Annotated in this window: 14 protein-coding genes and 1 riboswitch; of the genes, 11 read left to right on the top strand and 3 right to left on the bottom strand. The window is 73.4% G+C overall.

Going from position 1 to position 14,790, the window contains the following annotated elements; genetic code table 11:
• Window positions 1–116 precede the first annotated feature (116 nt).
• The 4 genes from ACLQ3B_RS29985 (at window position 117) to ACLQ3B_RS29970 (ending at window position 5,619) form a co-directional block, all read left to right on the top strand.
• Entirely contained in the window at window positions 117–2,585 is a 2,469-nt protein-coding gene (locus tag ACLQ3B_RS29985) for an ATP-binding protein (protein ID WP_425784051.1), read from the top strand.
• Between the two features lie 111 nt (window positions 2,586–2,696).
• Entirely contained in the window at window positions 2,697–3,254 is a 558-nt protein-coding gene (def, locus tag ACLQ3B_RS29980) for a peptide deformylase (RefSeq protein WP_030335682.1), read from the top strand.
• 5 nt (window positions 3,255–3,259) lie between these two features.
• Complete coding sequence (gene fmt, locus ACLQ3B_RS29975) at window positions 3,260–4,186, top strand: methionyl-tRNA formyltransferase (protein ID WP_425784050.1); 927 nt, start codon at window positions 3,260–3,262, stop codon at window positions 4,184–4,186.
• The gene (locus tag ACLQ3B_RS29970; RefSeq protein WP_425784233.1) at window positions 4,141–5,619 is read left to right on the top strand and encodes an RsmB/NOP family class I SAM-dependent RNA methyltransferase; all 1,479 of its coding nucleotides are present in this window, start codon (window positions 4,141–4,143) and stop codon (window positions 5,617–5,619) included. The genes fmt and ACLQ3B_RS29970 overlap by 46 nt, the downstream gene beginning before the upstream one ends.
• 50 nt (window positions 5,620–5,669) lie before the next feature.
• Here the strand turns inward: ACLQ3B_RS29970 and ACLQ3B_RS29965 are convergent, their stop codons facing one another.
• Together ACLQ3B_RS29965 and ACLQ3B_RS29960 are read right to left on the bottom strand one after the other, a co-directional pair.
• Window positions 5,670–6,560: a septum formation family protein gene (locus tag ACLQ3B_RS29965; protein ID WP_425784049.1), complete on the bottom strand. Its 891-nt coding sequence runs from the start codon at window positions 6,558–6,560 to the stop codon at window positions 5,670–5,672.
• A gap of 82 nt (window positions 6,561–6,642) precedes the next feature.
• Window positions 6,643–7,536, bottom strand: coding sequence for a septum formation family protein (locus tag ACLQ3B_RS29960; protein ID WP_425784048.1), 894 nt, complete (start codon window positions 7,534–7,536; stop codon window positions 6,643–6,645).
• A 254-nt stretch (window positions 7,537–7,790) separates the two neighbouring features.
• Here ACLQ3B_RS29960 and rpe point away from each other — a divergent pair, with 254 nt between their 5' ends.
• The 7 genes from rpe (at window position 7,791) to ribH (ending at window position 14,006) form a co-directional block, all read left to right on the top strand.
• Window positions 7,791–8,471, top strand: coding sequence for a ribulose-phosphate 3-epimerase (gene rpe, locus ACLQ3B_RS29955; protein ID WP_425784047.1), 681 nt, complete (start codon window positions 7,791–7,793; stop codon window positions 8,469–8,471).
• A gap of 1 nt (window position 8,472) precedes the next feature.
• Window positions 8,473–9,429, top strand: a complete 957-nt coding sequence (locus tag ACLQ3B_RS29950; RefSeq protein WP_425784046.1) for a GGDEF domain-containing response regulator — start codon at window positions 8,473–8,475, stop codon at window positions 9,427–9,429.
• A gap of 78 nt (window positions 9,430–9,507) precedes the next feature.
• Window positions 9,508–9,678, top strand: a riboswitch (FMN riboswitch).
• 166 nt (window positions 9,679–9,844) lie between these two features.
• Entirely contained in the window at window positions 9,845–10,906 is a 1,062-nt protein-coding gene (ribD, locus tag ACLQ3B_RS29945; RefSeq protein WP_425784045.1) for a bifunctional diaminohydroxyphosphoribosylaminopyrimidine deaminase/5-amino-6-(5-phosphoribosylamino)uracil reductase RibD, read from the top strand.
• Window position 10,907: 1 nt separating this feature from the next.
• Entirely contained in the window at window positions 10,908–11,558 is a 651-nt protein-coding gene (locus ACLQ3B_RS29940; RefSeq protein WP_425784044.1) for a riboflavin synthase, read from the top strand.
• On the top strand, window positions 11,558–12,241 hold the full coding sequence (gene pnuC, locus ACLQ3B_RS29935; RefSeq protein ID WP_425784043.1) for a nicotinamide riboside transporter PnuC: 684 nt from the start codon (window positions 11,558–11,560) through the stop codon (window positions 12,239–12,241). Before ACLQ3B_RS29940 ends, pnuC begins: the two co-directional genes overlap by 1 nt.
• A complete protein-coding gene (locus ACLQ3B_RS29930; protein ID WP_425784042.1) occupies window positions 12,238–13,503 on the top strand; it encodes a bifunctional 3,4-dihydroxy-2-butanone-4-phosphate synthase/GTP cyclohydrolase II in 1,266 nt (421 codons plus the stop codon). Before pnuC ends, ACLQ3B_RS29930 begins: the two co-directional genes overlap by 4 nt.
• A 2-nt stretch (window positions 13,504–13,505) precedes the next feature.
• A complete protein-coding gene (ribH, locus tag ACLQ3B_RS29925; protein WP_091401939.1) occupies window positions 13,506–14,006 on the top strand; it encodes a 6,7-dimethyl-8-ribityllumazine synthase in 501 nt (166 codons plus the stop codon).
• Window positions 14,007–14,043: 37 nt separating this feature from the next.
• Here the strand turns inward: ribH and ACLQ3B_RS29920 are convergent, their stop codons facing one another.
• On the bottom strand, window positions 14,044–14,787 hold the full coding sequence (locus ACLQ3B_RS29920; RefSeq protein ID WP_425784041.1) for an amino acid ABC transporter ATP-binding protein: 744 nt from the start codon (window positions 14,785–14,787) through the stop codon (window positions 14,044–14,046).
• Window positions 14,788–14,790 lie beyond the last annotated feature (3 nt).

Raw genomic sequence — 14,790 nt, 5'->3', positions numbered from 1 at the left:
GGTGACGGTCCGCAGTGGATCTGTCATTCATTGGCATGGGTCTATCGATCGGTGAGTGGCCGGATTAGCCTGCCGGTGCGTATCCGGGGGGCCGGATGACCGGGGGTGGGGGCCGCATGCCTGATCAGTGGATACCGTCCGGCACTCATCAGACGTCACATGGGTCGGCCGGCGGGTTCGAGCTGGCCCGCGCCGGCAGCGAGGTGCAGACACTGCCGGAGTTGGCCGGGTTGCTGCGTCAGTTGCGCCGCCGCGAAGCCCGTCAGCAGGGCGAGACCCTGTTGACGTACCGGCAGTTGGCCGCGAAGACCGGCTGGTCGCGCGGGATCATCGGGGAGTACTTCGCCGGCAACATCCTGCCGCCGCCGGAGCGGTTCGACGCGCTCATCCGACTGCTCGGCGCGACAGCCGCCGAGCAGGGGGTGCTGGCCACCGCACGGGACCGGGTCGAGGAGCGACGTCGACGCCCGAACCGCGACCACGCGACCACCGGGCGGGCGGTCGCCCGGGCCAGGGCCGGCGGCCCACGCACCCCTCCGACGTCCCCGCGATTCCCGGTGCCCCGCCAACTGCCCCCGGCGCTGCCCGGGTTCGTCGGGCGCGCAACCCAACTCGCGCAGCTCGACGCCGAGTGCGCCGGCGTCGTGGCGCCCGGGGACGACGGCGTGGCGCCGGTCACCGTCATGACGCTGTCCGGGACGGCCGGGGTCGGCAAGACGACCCTCGCGGTCAACTGGGCGCACCGGGTCGCCGACCGCTTCCCGGACGGCCAGCTCTACGTCGACCTGCGCGGGTTCGACTCCACCGGAACGGTGGTGACGGCCGTCGAGGCGGTTCGGGGCTTCCTGGAGGCCCTCGAGGTGCCGCCCGAACGAATCCCCACCCACCTGCCCGCGCAGGTGGGCCTCTACCGCAGCCTGCTCGCCGGCCGCCGGATGCTGGTGCTGCTGGACAACGCCCGCGACGCCGAGCAGGTCCGGCCCCTGCTGGTCGGCAGCCCGAGCTGCCTGGTCCTGGTCACCAGCCGCAACCGGCTCGCCGGCCTCGTCGCCGCCGAGGGGGCCCGACCGATCGGCGTCGACCTGCTCAGCAGCGCCGAGGCCTGGCAGCTGTTGGGCCGGCGGCTCGGCCCGGACCGGTTGGCGGCCGAGCCGCAGGCGGTGGACGAGATCATCGAGCGGTGTGCGCGGCTGCCGCTGGCGCTGGCCGTGCTCGCCGCGAGAGGCGCGGAGAAGCCGACGTTCCCGCTGGCCACCCTCGCGGCCGAACTGCGGGCGGCGCCCCGACCACTCGACTCGTTCGACGGAGGGGACGCCGGCACCGACGTGCAGGGCGTCTTCTCCTGGTCGTACCGGAGCCTGTCGCCGGCGGCGGCACGCCTGTTCCGGCTCCTCGGCTGCCATCCCGGGCCGGACATCGGGTTCGCGGCGGCGGCCAGTCTGGCCGGGCTGCCCCGGGACCAGGTGCCCCGCCTGCTGGCCGAGTTGGCCCACGCACACCTCGTCACCGAACACGCCCCCGGCCGGTTCGGCGCGCACGACCTGCTCCGGGCGTACGCGGTGGAGCAGGTCGAGCGTCTCGAACCGGCGCAGGACCGGCGGGCGGCGATCCGGCGTGGGCTGGACCACTACCTGCACACCGCGCACGCGGCGGCGCTGCTGTTGCAGCCGGGCCGGGATCCGGTCACCCTCGCTGTCGCCGCACCGGGTGTGGCGCCCGAGGAGATCACCGACCTCGGCCAGGCCCTCGCCTGGTTCACCGTCGAGTATCCGGTGCTGCTGGCGGCGGTCGCCCACGCGCGGTGGGCCGGGTTCGACGGCCATGCCTGGCAGCTGGCCTGGACACTCGTGGACTTCCTGCAACGTCGGGGGCGTTGGCCGGACCTGGCCGTGGCCCAGCGCAACGCCCTGGCCGGGGCGCGGCGGGCCGGCGACCGGCCCGGGCAGGCGAACGCCCACCGCGACCTCGCCCGGGTGCTGTCCCGGCTGGGCCGGGTGGACGAGGCGTCGAGGAACTACCGCCAGGCCCTGGTGATCTTCGCGGAGTTGGGCGACCACACCGGGCAGGCGCGCACCCACCGGGCGTTCGGGGCGATGCTCGACGGGCTCGGCCGGCACGCCGAGTCGCTGGAGCAGAGCGAGCGGGCCCTGGCGCTGTACCGGGCCGCCGGCCACGTCGCCGGGGAGGCCAGCGCCCGCAACGCGGTGGGGTGGGCGCACGCCCAGCTCGGCCAGTACGGGCCGGCGCTCACGCACTGCCGGGAGGCGTTGGCGCTGCTGCGCACGACGGGTGACCGGCACGGGGAGGCGAACACCTGGGACAGCCTGGGCTTCATCCACGCCCGGCTGGGTGACCACCGTGCGGCGATCCGCTGTTTCCAGCGGGCGCTCGGGCTGTACCGGCAGGTCAGCGACCGCTACGACGAGGCGGACACCCTGTCCCGGCTCGGGGAGAGCCGGCAGGCGGTGGGGGACGCGGCCGGTGCCGCGCGTGCCTGGCGCCGTGCCCTGGGCATCCTCGACGATCTCGGCCACCCGGACGCCGAGCGGGTGCGTGACCTGCTGGCCCGGGCTGCCGCCCGGTGACGCCGGGCACACCGACGGTGGGTGACCGAGGTGGGCCGCCCGGTCTCCAGCCGGGCACTCCGTAGACTGGTGGCGCACAGCTCGTCCCACCCCACGAAGGAGCCGTCCCGCGTGACCGTCCAGCCCATCCGTCTGTTTGGGGATCCGGTGCTGCGCACGCCGGCCGATCCGGTGGTCGACTTCGACGCCGAGCTCCGTCGGCTCGTCGCCGACCTCACCGACACGATGCGTGAGCAGAACGGCGCCGGCCTGGCCGCGCCGCAGCTCGGTGTGAGCCTGCGGGTGTTCACCTTCGACGTCGACGACGTCCTCGGGCACCTGATCAACCCCGTGCTGGAGTTCCCCGACGAGGAGGAGCAGGACGGCCCGGAGGGCTGCCTGTCGATCCCCGGGCTCTACTTCGACACCAAGCGTCGGCAGAACGTCGTCGCCAAGGGCTTCAGCTCGTTCGGTGACCCCGTGCAGATCGTCGGCACCGGTCTGATGGCGCGTTGCGTGCAGCACGAGACCGACCACCTCGACGGGGTGCTCTTCCTGGACCGCCTGGACCCGGAGGGGCGCAAGGAAGCCATGAAGGCGATCCGCCAGGCCGAGTGGTACGACGCGGCGGCCCCGCCCACGGTCAAGCTCAGCCCGCACATCAGCGACCCCTTCGGTCTGGGGCGCTGACCCGGATGCGCGTGATCTTCGCCGGTACGCCGGCCGTCGCCGTGCCCGCCCTGGCCGCCGTCGCCGCCTCCCGCCACGAGGTGGTGGCCGTGGTCACCCGGCCCGACGCGCCCGCCGGGCGTGGGCGGGGCCTGTCCCGCTCCCCGGTCGGCGCGTGGGCCGACGAGCACGGCGTCGAGGTGCTCACGCCGGCCCGTCCCCGTGACCCGGAGTTCCTCGACCGGCTGCGTGAGCTGGCACCGGACTGCGTGCCGGTGGTCGCCTACGGCGCGCTGGTGCCACCGGCGGCCCTGGAGATCCCCCGGTACGGCTGGATCAACCTGCACTTCTCCCTGTTGCCCGCGTGGCGTGGCGCCGCGCCCGTGCAGCACGCGGTGCTGCACGGTGACGAGCTGACCGGGGCCAGCGTCTTCCAGTTGGAGGAGGGCCTGGACACCGGCCCGGTCTACGGCACGCTGACCGACGAGATCCGCGCCGCCGACACCTCCGGTGACCTGTTGGGACGGCTCGCCGACTCCGGCGCCGGGCTGCTGGTGGCGGTGCTCGACGCGATCGCCGACGGCACCGCCCGCGCGGAGCCGCAGCCCGCCGACGGGGTGTCGCTGGCGCCGAAACTGACAGTGGACGACGCTCGGGTGCGCTGGGGTGACCCGGCCTTCGCCGTGGATCGGCGGATCCGGGCCTGCACGCCCGCGCCGGGTGGCTGGACCACGTTCCGCGACGAGCGGGTGAAGCTCGGGCCGGTCGTCCCGGTGCCCGACGGCCCCGAGCTGAAGCCGGGGGAGCTGCTGGTGGAGAAGTCCCGGGTGCTGGTGGGCACGGCGACCGTGCCGGTGCGTCTCGGCGAGGTCCGCGCCGCGGGCAAGCGGGCCATGGGCGCGACCGACTGGGCGCGCGGCGTCCGGGTCGGCACTGGAGAGGACTTCGCGTGACGGCACCGGAGGGAACCCGACCGACGCGCTCCGGCCCGTCGACCGGCCGTGGCGGGGATCGCCGTCCGGTCCGGCCGCCGCTGGACCGACCGCGCCGCGCCGCGTACGAGGCGGTGGCGGCGGTGCACCGGGACGACGCGTTCGCCAACCTGGTGCTGCCCATCATCCTGCGGGAGGAGGGGCTGTTCGGTCGGGACGCGGCCTTCGCCACCGAGCTCACCTACGGCACCCTGCGCCACCTGGGCACGTTGGACGCGATCCTGACCGACGCGGCCGGCCGGGACGTGGCCCGGATCGACCCGCCGGTACGCGACGCGCTGCGGCTCGGGGCGTACCAACTCCTGCACACCCGGGTGCCGGCGCACGCCGCGGTCTCGTCGACGGTGGACCTGGTCCGTTCGGTCGCACCGGGCGCGACCGGGTTCGCCAACGCGGTGCTGCGCGAGGTGTCCACCCGTGACGCGGACGCCTGGGTGGCGAAGCTCGCCCCACCGATGGAGACCGACCCGGTCGGGCACCTCGCGTTGGCGTACAGCCATCCGCAGTGGATCGTGCGGGCCTTCTCCGAGGCGCTCGGCGGCGATCTGGGTGAGACGGAGCGCCTCCTGATCGAGGACAATGAGCGCCCGCCGGTGCACCTGTGCGCCCGGCCCGGCCTGATCGACCCGGTCGAGCTGGCCGACCAGGTCGGCGGTGCGCCCGGCGCCTTCTCGCCGTACGCCGTCTATCTGCCCGGTGGCGCGCCTGGTGACATCCCGGCGGTGGTCGACGGCCGTGCCCACGTCCAGGACGAGGGCTCCCAGTTGGTGGCGACCGCGCTCGCCGACGCGCCGTTGGACGGCCCGGACGGGCGTTGGCTGGACCTGTGCGCCGGCCCGGGTGGCAAGGCCGGGCTGCTCGGCGCGTTGGCCGCGCAGCGGGGCGCCCGGGTGACCGCGGTGGAGGTGGCCGAGCACCGCGCCCGACTGGTCTCGTTGGCCACCCGGGACCTGCCGGTGGCCGTGCTGACCATGGACGGTCGTGAGGTCGGCGGCGACCCGAAGCTGCCGGAGCAGCACTTCGACCGGGTGCTGGTGGACGCGCCGTGCACGGGGCTGGGCTCGCTGCGTCGTCGGCCGGAGTCGCGCTGGCGTCGCCAGCCGTCCGACCTGCCGCCGCTGACCCGCCTGCAACGGGAGTTGCTCGGCGCGGCGCTGCGGGCGGTCCGCCCGGGTGGCCTGGTCGCCTATGTCACCTGCTCGCCACACACCGTCGAGACGCACGTGACGGTGACCGAGGCGGCGCGCCGCAGCGGGGTTTCGGTGGACTTCGTGGACGCCCGGCCGCTGCTGCCGGCCGGCATGCCCGGTCTCGGCGACGGGCCGACCGTGCAGCTCTGGCCGCACCGGCACGGCACCGACGCGATGTTCCTCGCCGTCCTGCGCCGAGGCTGACCCGACCCTGCGTCCGGCCGATCGGTGACCCGACCGGCCGGACGCGGCGCTCAGGTGACCGGAAGGCCCTTGGTGCCGGCGTTCCTCATCGACCGGGTCAGGTTCCGGTCGGAGATCCAGAGGAAGCACTGCACGCCCCGGTTGCCGTTGCGCCACTCCTCCTCGTACGGCTGGTAGTAGATCGTTCCGGCGCGGAAGTCGAGCTGGGAGTTGTCCGGAACCTTGGCGTACTTGGCGATCATCGTCTGGCAGGCCCGGTGGGTCCGCTTGACGCCGCCGGTGAATGCCGCGTAGGTGGTGTCCGGCGCCTGCCAGACGCCGACGAACTCGGCGTGGTGCTTGGTGGTGCAGGAGACCGGCACCATCTCGTCGATGTCGTCCTTCACCAGCTTCGGGTTGAAGCAGCGGTACGCCAGCGGGGCCGCCCCGGACAGCGCGCCCCGGAGGCTGCCGGTGCGCAGGTCGACCGCGGTGTCGTCGATGCTGGCGATCTCGGTGACGTCGCACCGGTACCAGCGGGCCCCGCCCGACCAGGCCTGCGGTGACGGCAGCACGACGGTCAGGCCGAGCCGCCCGGAACGCCAGTCGGCGCCCACCGCCTTGTTGACCGCCGTGTCGCACCCGGCCTGCGCGGCCCGCATGCCGGCCGAGCCGGGCTGTGGGGGAGTGCCGCCCGCGGCGCCCGGGCCGGTGAGGGTGCCGACGTGCATGGTCTCCACCCGGTGCGACTCGGTGCACGCCGTCGGGTTGTAACCGGTCAGGAAGCCGACCTGCTGGGAACTCTGGTGGCAGACGTCGGCAGCGGGGACGAACTGCTGCGCCGCGACGGGCGCCGGCCAGTCGTCGATGAGATCACTGTCGACTCCGGCGGGCGCGCCGCACCCGGCCAGCGCCAGGGCCAGCGTCCCACCCGCGGCGACCGCCGCCAACCACCGTCGCATCCCGACCTCCCGCCGCTGCTGGCCCCCGACCGGACCCAGCCGGTCGATAGCGCCACGGCGCAGCAGCATACGGCACCGATGCTCAGATCGCGGGCAGTCCCTCGGGGCCGGCGCCGCGCATCGAGCGGGTGAGTTTGCGGTCGTCGCTCCACAGGAAACAGCGCACTCCACGGTCGCCCTCCTCCCACTCCCGCTGCGACGGTGGGTAGTAGATGGACCCGGCCCGGTACGGCAGCTCGCTGTTGTTGGGCACCGCCGCGTACTCGGCGATCAGCGCCATGCACCGTTGGTGCGCCTGTTCGGCGGACTTGGCGAACGCCGCCCAGCTCATGTTCCGCTCCTCGTAGACGCCCACGAACTCGGCGCGGTGCGGCTCGGTGCAGAGCACCGGCGCCATGTAGTTGAGGTTGTCGCCGATCAGCTTGGGGTCGAAGCAGCGGTGCGTCAGGGGCGTGTCGCCGATCAGGGCGCCGCGCAGGCTCCCGGTGCGGTTCACCGCGCGGGTGTTGTCGATGCTGCCGGTCTCGCTGAGGTCGCAGCGGAACCAGCGGGCGCCGCCGGTCCACGCGGGCGCGGACGGCAGCGCGAGGGACAGCGTGAGCCGGGCCGTGTGCCAGTCACCGCCGAGCACCTGCCGGGCCCGCTGGTCGCACTCGCCGCGAGCCGTGCGCAGCGCCGACGATCCGGGTTCCGGTCGGGTCTCGGTCAGCGCGTCGGGCCCGACGAAGGTGCCGACGTGAATGGTCTCGGCCAGGTGGTTGCGCGCGCAGTCCACCGTCTCGTACGTGCTGGCCTGCACGACCGTGGCGATCCGCGGCAGACAGGTGTCGGTGGCGGGGGTGAACGGCTTCGGCACCCGCAGCGTCGGCCAGTCGTCGGTGAGATCACCGTCCGCGCCCCGCGCCGGCGCGCAACCGGTCAGCAGCAGCATGGTCGTGACGCCGGCCAGCACCAGCGCTGGAAGCCACCGTCGCATCGTCCGCCCTCCCGGGAGCTGGCGGCCGGTCACCGCGCCCCGCGGCGAGACCCCGGCGGGCGTGCAGCCTATGGCACCGTCCCGGTTGGAGTGTCGTCGCGTTTCCGTCGATCGGCCAGTCGCTGATGTCTGTTCGTCCGGATTCGGGGGTCCGGAGCGTCGAATTCTGCACCACTGGTCACTACTGGGTCACAGCGCGTCCCCGAAGGTGGCGCGATGCGGGTGGCGGGTGGCCACGTTCGTACACTGGCCCCGTGACCGTACCGCCGCCGATCGTCGCGCCGAGCATCCTGGCCGCCGATTTCGCCCGCCTCGCCGAAGAGGTCCGTGCCGTCGAGGACGCCGCGGACTGGTTGCACGTCGACGTGATGGACAACCACTTCGTGCCGAACCTGACCATTGGGCTGCCCGTGGTGCAGAGCCTGCGCGCTGTCACGGCGATGCCCTTCGACGTGCACCTGATGATCGAGGACCCGCGCCGGTGGGCGCCCGGGTACGCCGACGCGGGGGCGTACAACGTCACCTTCCACGCGGAGGCGTCGGACGACCCGGTGGCGTTGGCCAAGGACCTGCGCTCGGCCGGTGCGAAGGCGGGCCTGGCCATCGACCGGGACACTCCGATCGAGCCCTACCTGGACCTGCTGCCCAGCTTCGACACCCTGCTGATCATGACGATCAAGGCCGGCTTCGGTGGTCAGCGGTTCATTCCGCAGATGCTGGACAAGGTGCGGACGGCCCGGCGGCACGTGTCGGCCGGGCACCTGGAGCTGCGCATCGAGGTGGACGGCGGGATCGCCGCCGACACCATCGAGCAGGCGGCCGCCGCGGGCGCCGACGCGTTCGTGGCCGGGACCGCCGTGTACGGCGCCGCCGACCCGGCGGAGGCGGTACGGCACCTGCGGGCACTGGCGGAACGCGCGGCTCCCGGGGCCTGAGGTGGAGCCGGAGGCCGACCGCAAGGACATCATCCTCGTCGTGGACGACGACGCGGACATCGCTCGTTTCGTCGAGTTCAACCTGCGGCTGCACGGCTTCGAGGTGATCCACGCCAGCGACGGCCAGGAGGCTCTGGAGGTCATCGAACGCCAGCGGCCGGACCTGGCGGTGGTCGACCTCATGATGCCGCGGATCGACGGGCTGGAGCTGACCCGTCGGCTGCGCGCCGACCCGATGACCTCCGCCCTTCCGGTGATCATGCTGACGGCCAAGGGAATGACAGTCGACAAGGTGCACGGGCTCAGCGCCGGCGCGGACGACTACCTGGTCAAGCCGTTCGACACCGCCGAGCTGGTGGCCCGGGTCTCGTCCACGCTGCGCCGCAACAAGGAGTTCCGGGAGGTCTCCCCGCTGACCGGGCTGCCCGGCAACAGCCGGATCCGTCGGGAGATCAGCGACCGGGTCCGAAACGGCGTGGACTACGCGGTCGGCTACATCGACATCGACCGGTTCAAGAGCGTCAACGACAGGTACGGCTTCGTGCGCGGGGACGACTTCATCTCCGCGCTGGCCCGCAGCCTGCACCGGGCGGTCGTGGCGGTGGGCCTGCCGCCGGCCTTCCTCGGCCACGTCGGCGGCGACGACTTCGTCATCGTCTGCGCCCCGGACCAGGTGCGCTCACTGACGTCCCGGGCGGTCGTCGACTTCGAGAAGGCCGCCGACACGCTCTACGACGCGACCGACCGTGAGCGCGGCTTCGTCGAGCTGAAGGACCGGCGCGGCAACATCCGGCGCGCGGCCCTGGTCACGCTCTCGATCGGGGTGTCCCTCTCCGACGCCGGCAAGCGGTTCACCGACCCCCTCGAAGCGATAGCGGTGGCCTCGGAGATGAAGACGGTCGCCAAGAGTCAACCGGGTTCGTACGTGGCGGTGGACCGGCGTCGCGGCGTCACCTGAGCGTGATACCGCTGTGAAGTAGCTCGCCTAGGTGGCGGCAGAGTCGCATCGGCGTGTAAGACTTCCCGTGTACCCACCACGCGCTGGCGGGACTCGGTGAAATTCCGAACCGGCGGTGATCCACGGTCCAACCGTGGTCAGCCCGCGACCCGGACGGCTCTGCCGTCCGGTGGACCTGGTGAAAATCCGGGGCCGACGGTTGGGGGCGGTTCGTCCGCGCCCAGACAGTCCGGATGGGAGACAGCGCGCGGGACGGACGGGTCCGAGCCGGCCGCTGGCTTCAGCGTGCCGTCCCGACCCCCCGGGGCGGCTGTGCCGTTCCCGGATTCCGCCACCGCCTGCCCGTGGCCCCATGGCCACCGCCTCCCTGACCGCCCGCGCGCGGACCGGCGAGTGAGAGGGCAGGGGCAGGGCGATGGCCAGCGTCTCCGTTGATGAGGCGATGCGGCGTGCGATCGAGTTGGCGGCGCGCGGGCTCGGCACCACCAGCCCCAACCCGGTGGTCGGGTGCGTGCTGCTCGACGAGGACGGCGAGGTCGTGGGCGAGGGCTTCCACGCGTACGCCGGCGGGCCGCACGCCGAGATCGTCGCGCTGGCGCAGGCCGGGCGCCGGGCCAAGGGCGGCACCGCGGTCGTCACTCTGGAACCCTGCAACCACACCGGCCGCACCGGCCCCTGTAGTTCCGCGCTCGTCCAGGCGGGGGTGGGCCGGGTGGTCATCGCCGTACCCGACCCCAACCCGGTCGCCACCGGGGGCGCCGCCACGTTGCGCGCCGCCGGGGTCCGGGTCGATCTGGGGGTACGCGGCGAGGAGGCCGAGGCCGGCAACGTCGCGTGGCTGACCTCGATGCGCCGGGGCTGGCCGTACGTGATCTGGAAGTACGCCGCCACGCTCGACGGGCGCTCCGCGGCGGCGGACGGCACCAGCATGTGGATCACCTCGGAGGCGGCCCGGATCGACGTGCACGCGCTGCGGGGCACTGTCGACGCGGTCATCGCCGGGGTGGGCACCGTGCTCGCCGACAACCCTCGGTTGACCGCCCGCAACCTGCGCGACGGCAGCCTGGCCATCCGGCAGCCGCTGCGGGTGGTGGTGGACAGCTCGGGGCGTACCCCGGCTGACGCCCTGGTCCGCGACGGCGCCGCGCGGACGTGGATCGCGACCGCCGACGAGGTCGGCGCCGACCCGGACGGCCGGGTCGACCTGTCGGCGCTGCTCGCGGCGCTGCACCAGCGCGGGATCCGCGCGGTGCTGCTGGAGGGCGGCCCCCGGTTGGCCGGCGCGTTCCTGCGGGCCGGCCTGGTCGACAAGATCGTCGGGTACGTCGCGCCGCGGTTGCTCGGCGCCGGCCCGACCGCTCTGGTCGACGCGGGAGTGACCACCATCGCTGAGGCCATCGATCTGGAGTTCGTCGACGTTACACAGATCGGTCCGGATCTCCGGATCACCGCTTTGCCCCGAAAAAGGGAGGGCTGAGATGTTCACCGGCATTATCGAGGAATTGGGCGAGATCGTCCGGGTCGCGCCGACGGCGGGAGACTCGGCGTTGCTCGGCGTACGCGGCCCGCTTGTCACGTCCGACGCCCGGCACGGCGACTCGATCGCCGTCAACGGCGTCTGCCTGACCGTCGTGGAGGTGGCCGACGGGGTCTTCACCGCCGACGTGATGGGGGAGACGCTGCGCCGCTCCGCGCTGGGCGCGCTGCGCCGCGGCGACCCGGTCAACCTGGAGCGGGCCGCCGCGCTCGGCAGTCGCCTCGGCGGGCACCTGGTGCAGGGCCACGTCGACGGCGTCGGTGAACTGATCTCCCGGGAGCCGGCCGAGCAGTGGGAGACCGTCCGGTTCCGACTGCCCGCCGCCCTGTCCCGGTACGTGGTGGAGAAGGGCTCGATCACCATCGACGGTGTCTCGTTGACCGTGGCCGCCGTCGGCGCGGACGAGTTCGCCGTCGGGCTGATCCCGACCACGCTCAAGCTGACCACGCTCGGCGCGAAGGGCGTCGGCGACCCGGTCAACCTGGAGGTCGACGTGCTGGCCAAGTACGTCGAGCGGCTGCTCGGCGACCGGCTGACAAACGCCGACGCCGACGCTCGCGGGCTGGCCACGCACCCGGGCCGGGTGGCCTGATGGGCCCGCTCAGCTGGCTGCTGGACGCCCAGGTGCAGATCGCCGGCTCGCCGGTGCTGGCCCGGGAGATCGTCGGCAACGCGTTCGGGCTGGTCTCGGCGCTGCTCGGGCTGCGCCGGCTGCTCTGGGCGTGGCCGGTCGGCATGATCGGTAACGCGCTGCTCCTCACCGTCTTCCTCGGCGGGGTGTTCGCCACCCCGCAGGAGCACGACCTGTACGGGCAGGCCGGTCGACAGGTGTTCTTCTTCGCGGTCAGCGTCTACGGCTGGTGGCGCTGGCAGCGCAACCGTCGCGGCGACGCCGGACAGGCGGCTGTCGTCCCGCGCTGGGCCACCGGACGGGAACGACTGATGCTGCTGGTGGCCGCCGTGATCGGCACCGCCGCGGCGTACCCGCTGCTCAAGGCGCTGGGCTCGTGGGGCCCGCTGCCCGACGCCTGGATCCTCACCGGCAGCCTGCTGGCCACCTACGGCATGGCCCGCGGCTGGGTGGAGTTCTGGCTGCTCTGGATCGCGGTGGACGCGGTAGGTGTGCCGCTGCTGCTGCGCGGCGGGTTCTACCCGTCGGCCGTCATGTACCTGATCTACGGCGCCCTCTGCGTCTGGGGCTTCGCCGCCTGGTGGCGCACCTCGCGCGCGACGGCCACCGTCCGTACGCCCATCTACACGGAGGCCCTGGCGTGACCGGTTTTGGGGATATCGAGCAGGCGGTCGCGGAGATCGCCGCCGGCCGGCCAGTCGTGGTGGTCGACGACGCGGACCGGGAGAACGAGGGCGACCTGATCTTCGCGGCCGAGTTGGCCACGCCGGAGCTGATGGCGTTCATGGTGCGCCACACCTCCGGGTACGTGTGCGTGGCGCTGACCGAGAGCGAGGCCGACCGGCTCGACCTGCCGCCGATGCACCACACCAACCAGGACCGGCGGGGCACCGCGTACACGGTGACCGTGGACGCCCGGGAGGGGGTCAGCACCGGCATCTCGGCGGCCGACCGCGCGCACACCAGCCGGCTGCTCGCCGCCGCGGCCACCGACCCGACCGACCTGGCCCGGCCCGGGCACGTGGTGCCGCTGCGCGCTCGCGAGGGCGGGGTGCTGCGCCGGCCGGGGCACACCGAGGCGGGGATCGACCTGACCCGGATGGCCGGGCTGCGTCCGGCGGGCGTGCTCTGCGAGCTGGTCAACGACGACGGCACCATGATGCGCCTACCGGACCTGGAGAAGTTCTCCGCCGAGCACGGTCTCACGCTGATCACCATCGCCGACCTGATCGCCTACCGGCGGCGTACCGAGAAGCAGGTCGAGCTGGTCGCCGACGCCCGGATGCCGACGCGCCACGGGGTGTTCCGGGCGCTCGGCTACCGCGCCGAGCACGACCCTGCCGAGCACGTCGCGATGGTGCTGGGTGACCTGGGCGACGGCCAGGACGTGCTGGTCCGGGTGCACTCCGAGTGCCTGACCGGGGACGTGTTCGGCTCGCTGCGCTGCGACTGCGGGCCGCAGTTGGACGCCGCGCTGGCTCGGGTCGGGCAGGAGGGCCGGGGCGTGGTGCTCTACGTGCGTGGGCACGAGGGGCGCGGCATCGGGCTGCTGCACAAGCTCCAGGCGTACCAGTTGCAGGACTCCGGCCGCGACACCGTCGACGCCAACCTCGACCTGGGCCTGCCGGCCGACGCCCGCGACTACGGCACCGGCGCGCAGATCCTCTACGACCTGGGCGTGCGGTCGATGCGGCTGCTGACCAACAACCCGGCCAAGCGGGCCGGGCTGGAGGGGTACGGGCTGACCATCACCGGCCGCGAGGGGCTGCCGGTCGGCGCGCACCCGGAGAACATGCGCTACCTGCGCACCAAGCGGGACCGGATGGGTCACCTGCTGGACCAGTTGGACGAGGTGTCCGAGGCGCCGCTGGGGCGTCCGGTCGCCAACGACGAGATCGGAGCATGACGATGGCGGGTTTCGGTGAGCCGGGAGTCGAGGCGGTCGACGCCGCGGGGCTGACCGTCGGGGTCGTTGCCGCCCGCTGGCACGGCGAGCTGACCGACCACATGCTGGAGCGTGCGGTGGCCGCCGCCGAGGCGTGCGGCGCCCGTTCCGTGGTGGCCCGGGTCGCCGGTTCGGTCGAGCTGCCGGTGGTGGCGCAGGCCCTCGCCCGCCGCTGCGACGTGGTGGTCGCCCTCGGCGTGGTGGTCCGCGGGTCCACCGCCCACTTCGACTACGTCTGCCGCTCGGTCACCGACGGGCTGACCCGGGTGGCGCTGGACGAGGGCAAGCCGGTGGCGCACGGCGTGTTGACCGTGGAGACCATCGAGCAGGCCCGCGACCGCGCCGGTCTGCCCGGGTCGGCGGAGGACAAGGGCTGGGCGGCCACCGTCGCGGCGCTCGACGCGGCGCTGGCCGTGCGGACCGTGGCGGCGGGCAACGCCCAGCGGGTCGGCTTCGGCGGCTGACCCGCCCTCGGCCTCGGCCGTCTCTGAAGGCTGGCCCTCACAGCCGACCGGCCTCGATGATCCGGCGCAGGAACTGCCGGGTACGGGGCTGCGTCGGCTCGCCGAGCACCTGCTCGGGAGGGCCGCTCTCGACGACCCGCCCGGCGTCGAGGAAACACACCTCGTCGGCGACCTCCCGGGCGAAGCCCATCTCGTGGGTGGCCAGCACCATGGTCATGCCGTCGGCCTTCAGGTCCCGGATCATCGACAGCACCTCGCCGACGAGTTCCGGGTCCAGCGCGGAGGTGACCTCGTCGAGCAGCATCAGCCGAGGTGAGTTGGCCAGCGCCCGGACGATCGCCACCCGCTGCTGCTGCCCGCCGGAGAGCCGGTCCGGGTAGGCGTCCGCCTTGGCGCCGAGCCCCACCCGGTCGAGCAACTCCCGGGCCTGGGCCTCGGCCTCCGCCCGGGCCCGCCGGTGGACGCGGCGCGGCGCGAGGGTGATGTTGTCCAACACGCTCAGGTGCGGAAAGAGGTTGTACGCCTGGAACACCATGCCGATCCGCCGCCGGACCTGGTCCGGGTCCACCCGGGGATCGGAGATGTCCTCCCCGTCCAACTCGATGGTGCCGTCGTCGAGTTCGTCCAGCAGGTTGAGGCAGCGCAGCAGTGTCGACTTGCCGGACCCGGACGCCCCGATCAGGGCCACCACCTGGTGCTCGGCGACGGTCAGGTCGAGCTGGTCGAGCACGACGTGCCCGCCGAACTCCTTGCGCAGGCCACGACACCGCAACAACGCCACGGG

Origin of the sequence: Micromonospora sp. DT53 (assembly GCF_049841535.1) — a bacterium.
Lineage (GTDB): Bacteria > Actinomycetota > Actinomycetes > Mycobacteriales > Micromonosporaceae > Micromonospora.
Note: the sequence above shows the minus strand (reverse complement) of the source record. Positions and strands in the feature narration are given on the sequence as shown.

What these genes read in the sequence shown, in the direction of transcription:
- ACLQ3B_RS29965 (WP_425784049.1), bottom strand. Translation starts at nt 6,560, where the DNA reads ATGCGACGGTGGTTGGCGGCGGTCGCCGCGGGTGGGACGCTGGCCCTG.
- ACLQ3B_RS29985 (WP_425784051.1), top strand. Translation starts at nt 117, where the DNA reads ATGCCTGATCAGTGGATACCGTCCGGCACTCATCAGACGTCACATGGG.
- ACLQ3B_RS29940 (WP_425784044.1), top strand. Translation starts at nt 10,908, where the DNA reads ATGTTCACCGGCATTATCGAGGAATTGGGCGAGATCGTCCGGGTCGCG.
- ACLQ3B_RS29960 (WP_425784048.1), bottom strand. Translation starts at nt 7,536, where the DNA reads ATGCGACGGTGGCTTCCAGCGCTGGTGCTGGCCGGCGTCACGACCATG.
- ribD (WP_425784045.1), top strand. Translation starts at nt 9,845, where the DNA reads ATGGCCAGCGTCTCCGTTGATGAGGCGATGCGGCGTGCGATCGAGTTG.
- ribH (WP_091401939.1), top strand. Translation starts at nt 13,506, where the DNA reads ATGGCGGGTTTCGGTGAGCCGGGAGTCGAGGCGGTCGACGCCGCGGGG.
- fmt (WP_425784050.1), top strand. Translation starts at nt 3,260, where the DNA reads ATGCGCGTGATCTTCGCCGGTACGCCGGCCGTCGCCGTGCCCGCCCTG.
- pnuC (WP_425784043.1), top strand. Translation starts at nt 11,558, where the DNA reads ATGGGCCCGCTCAGCTGGCTGCTGGACGCCCAGGTGCAGATCGCCGGC.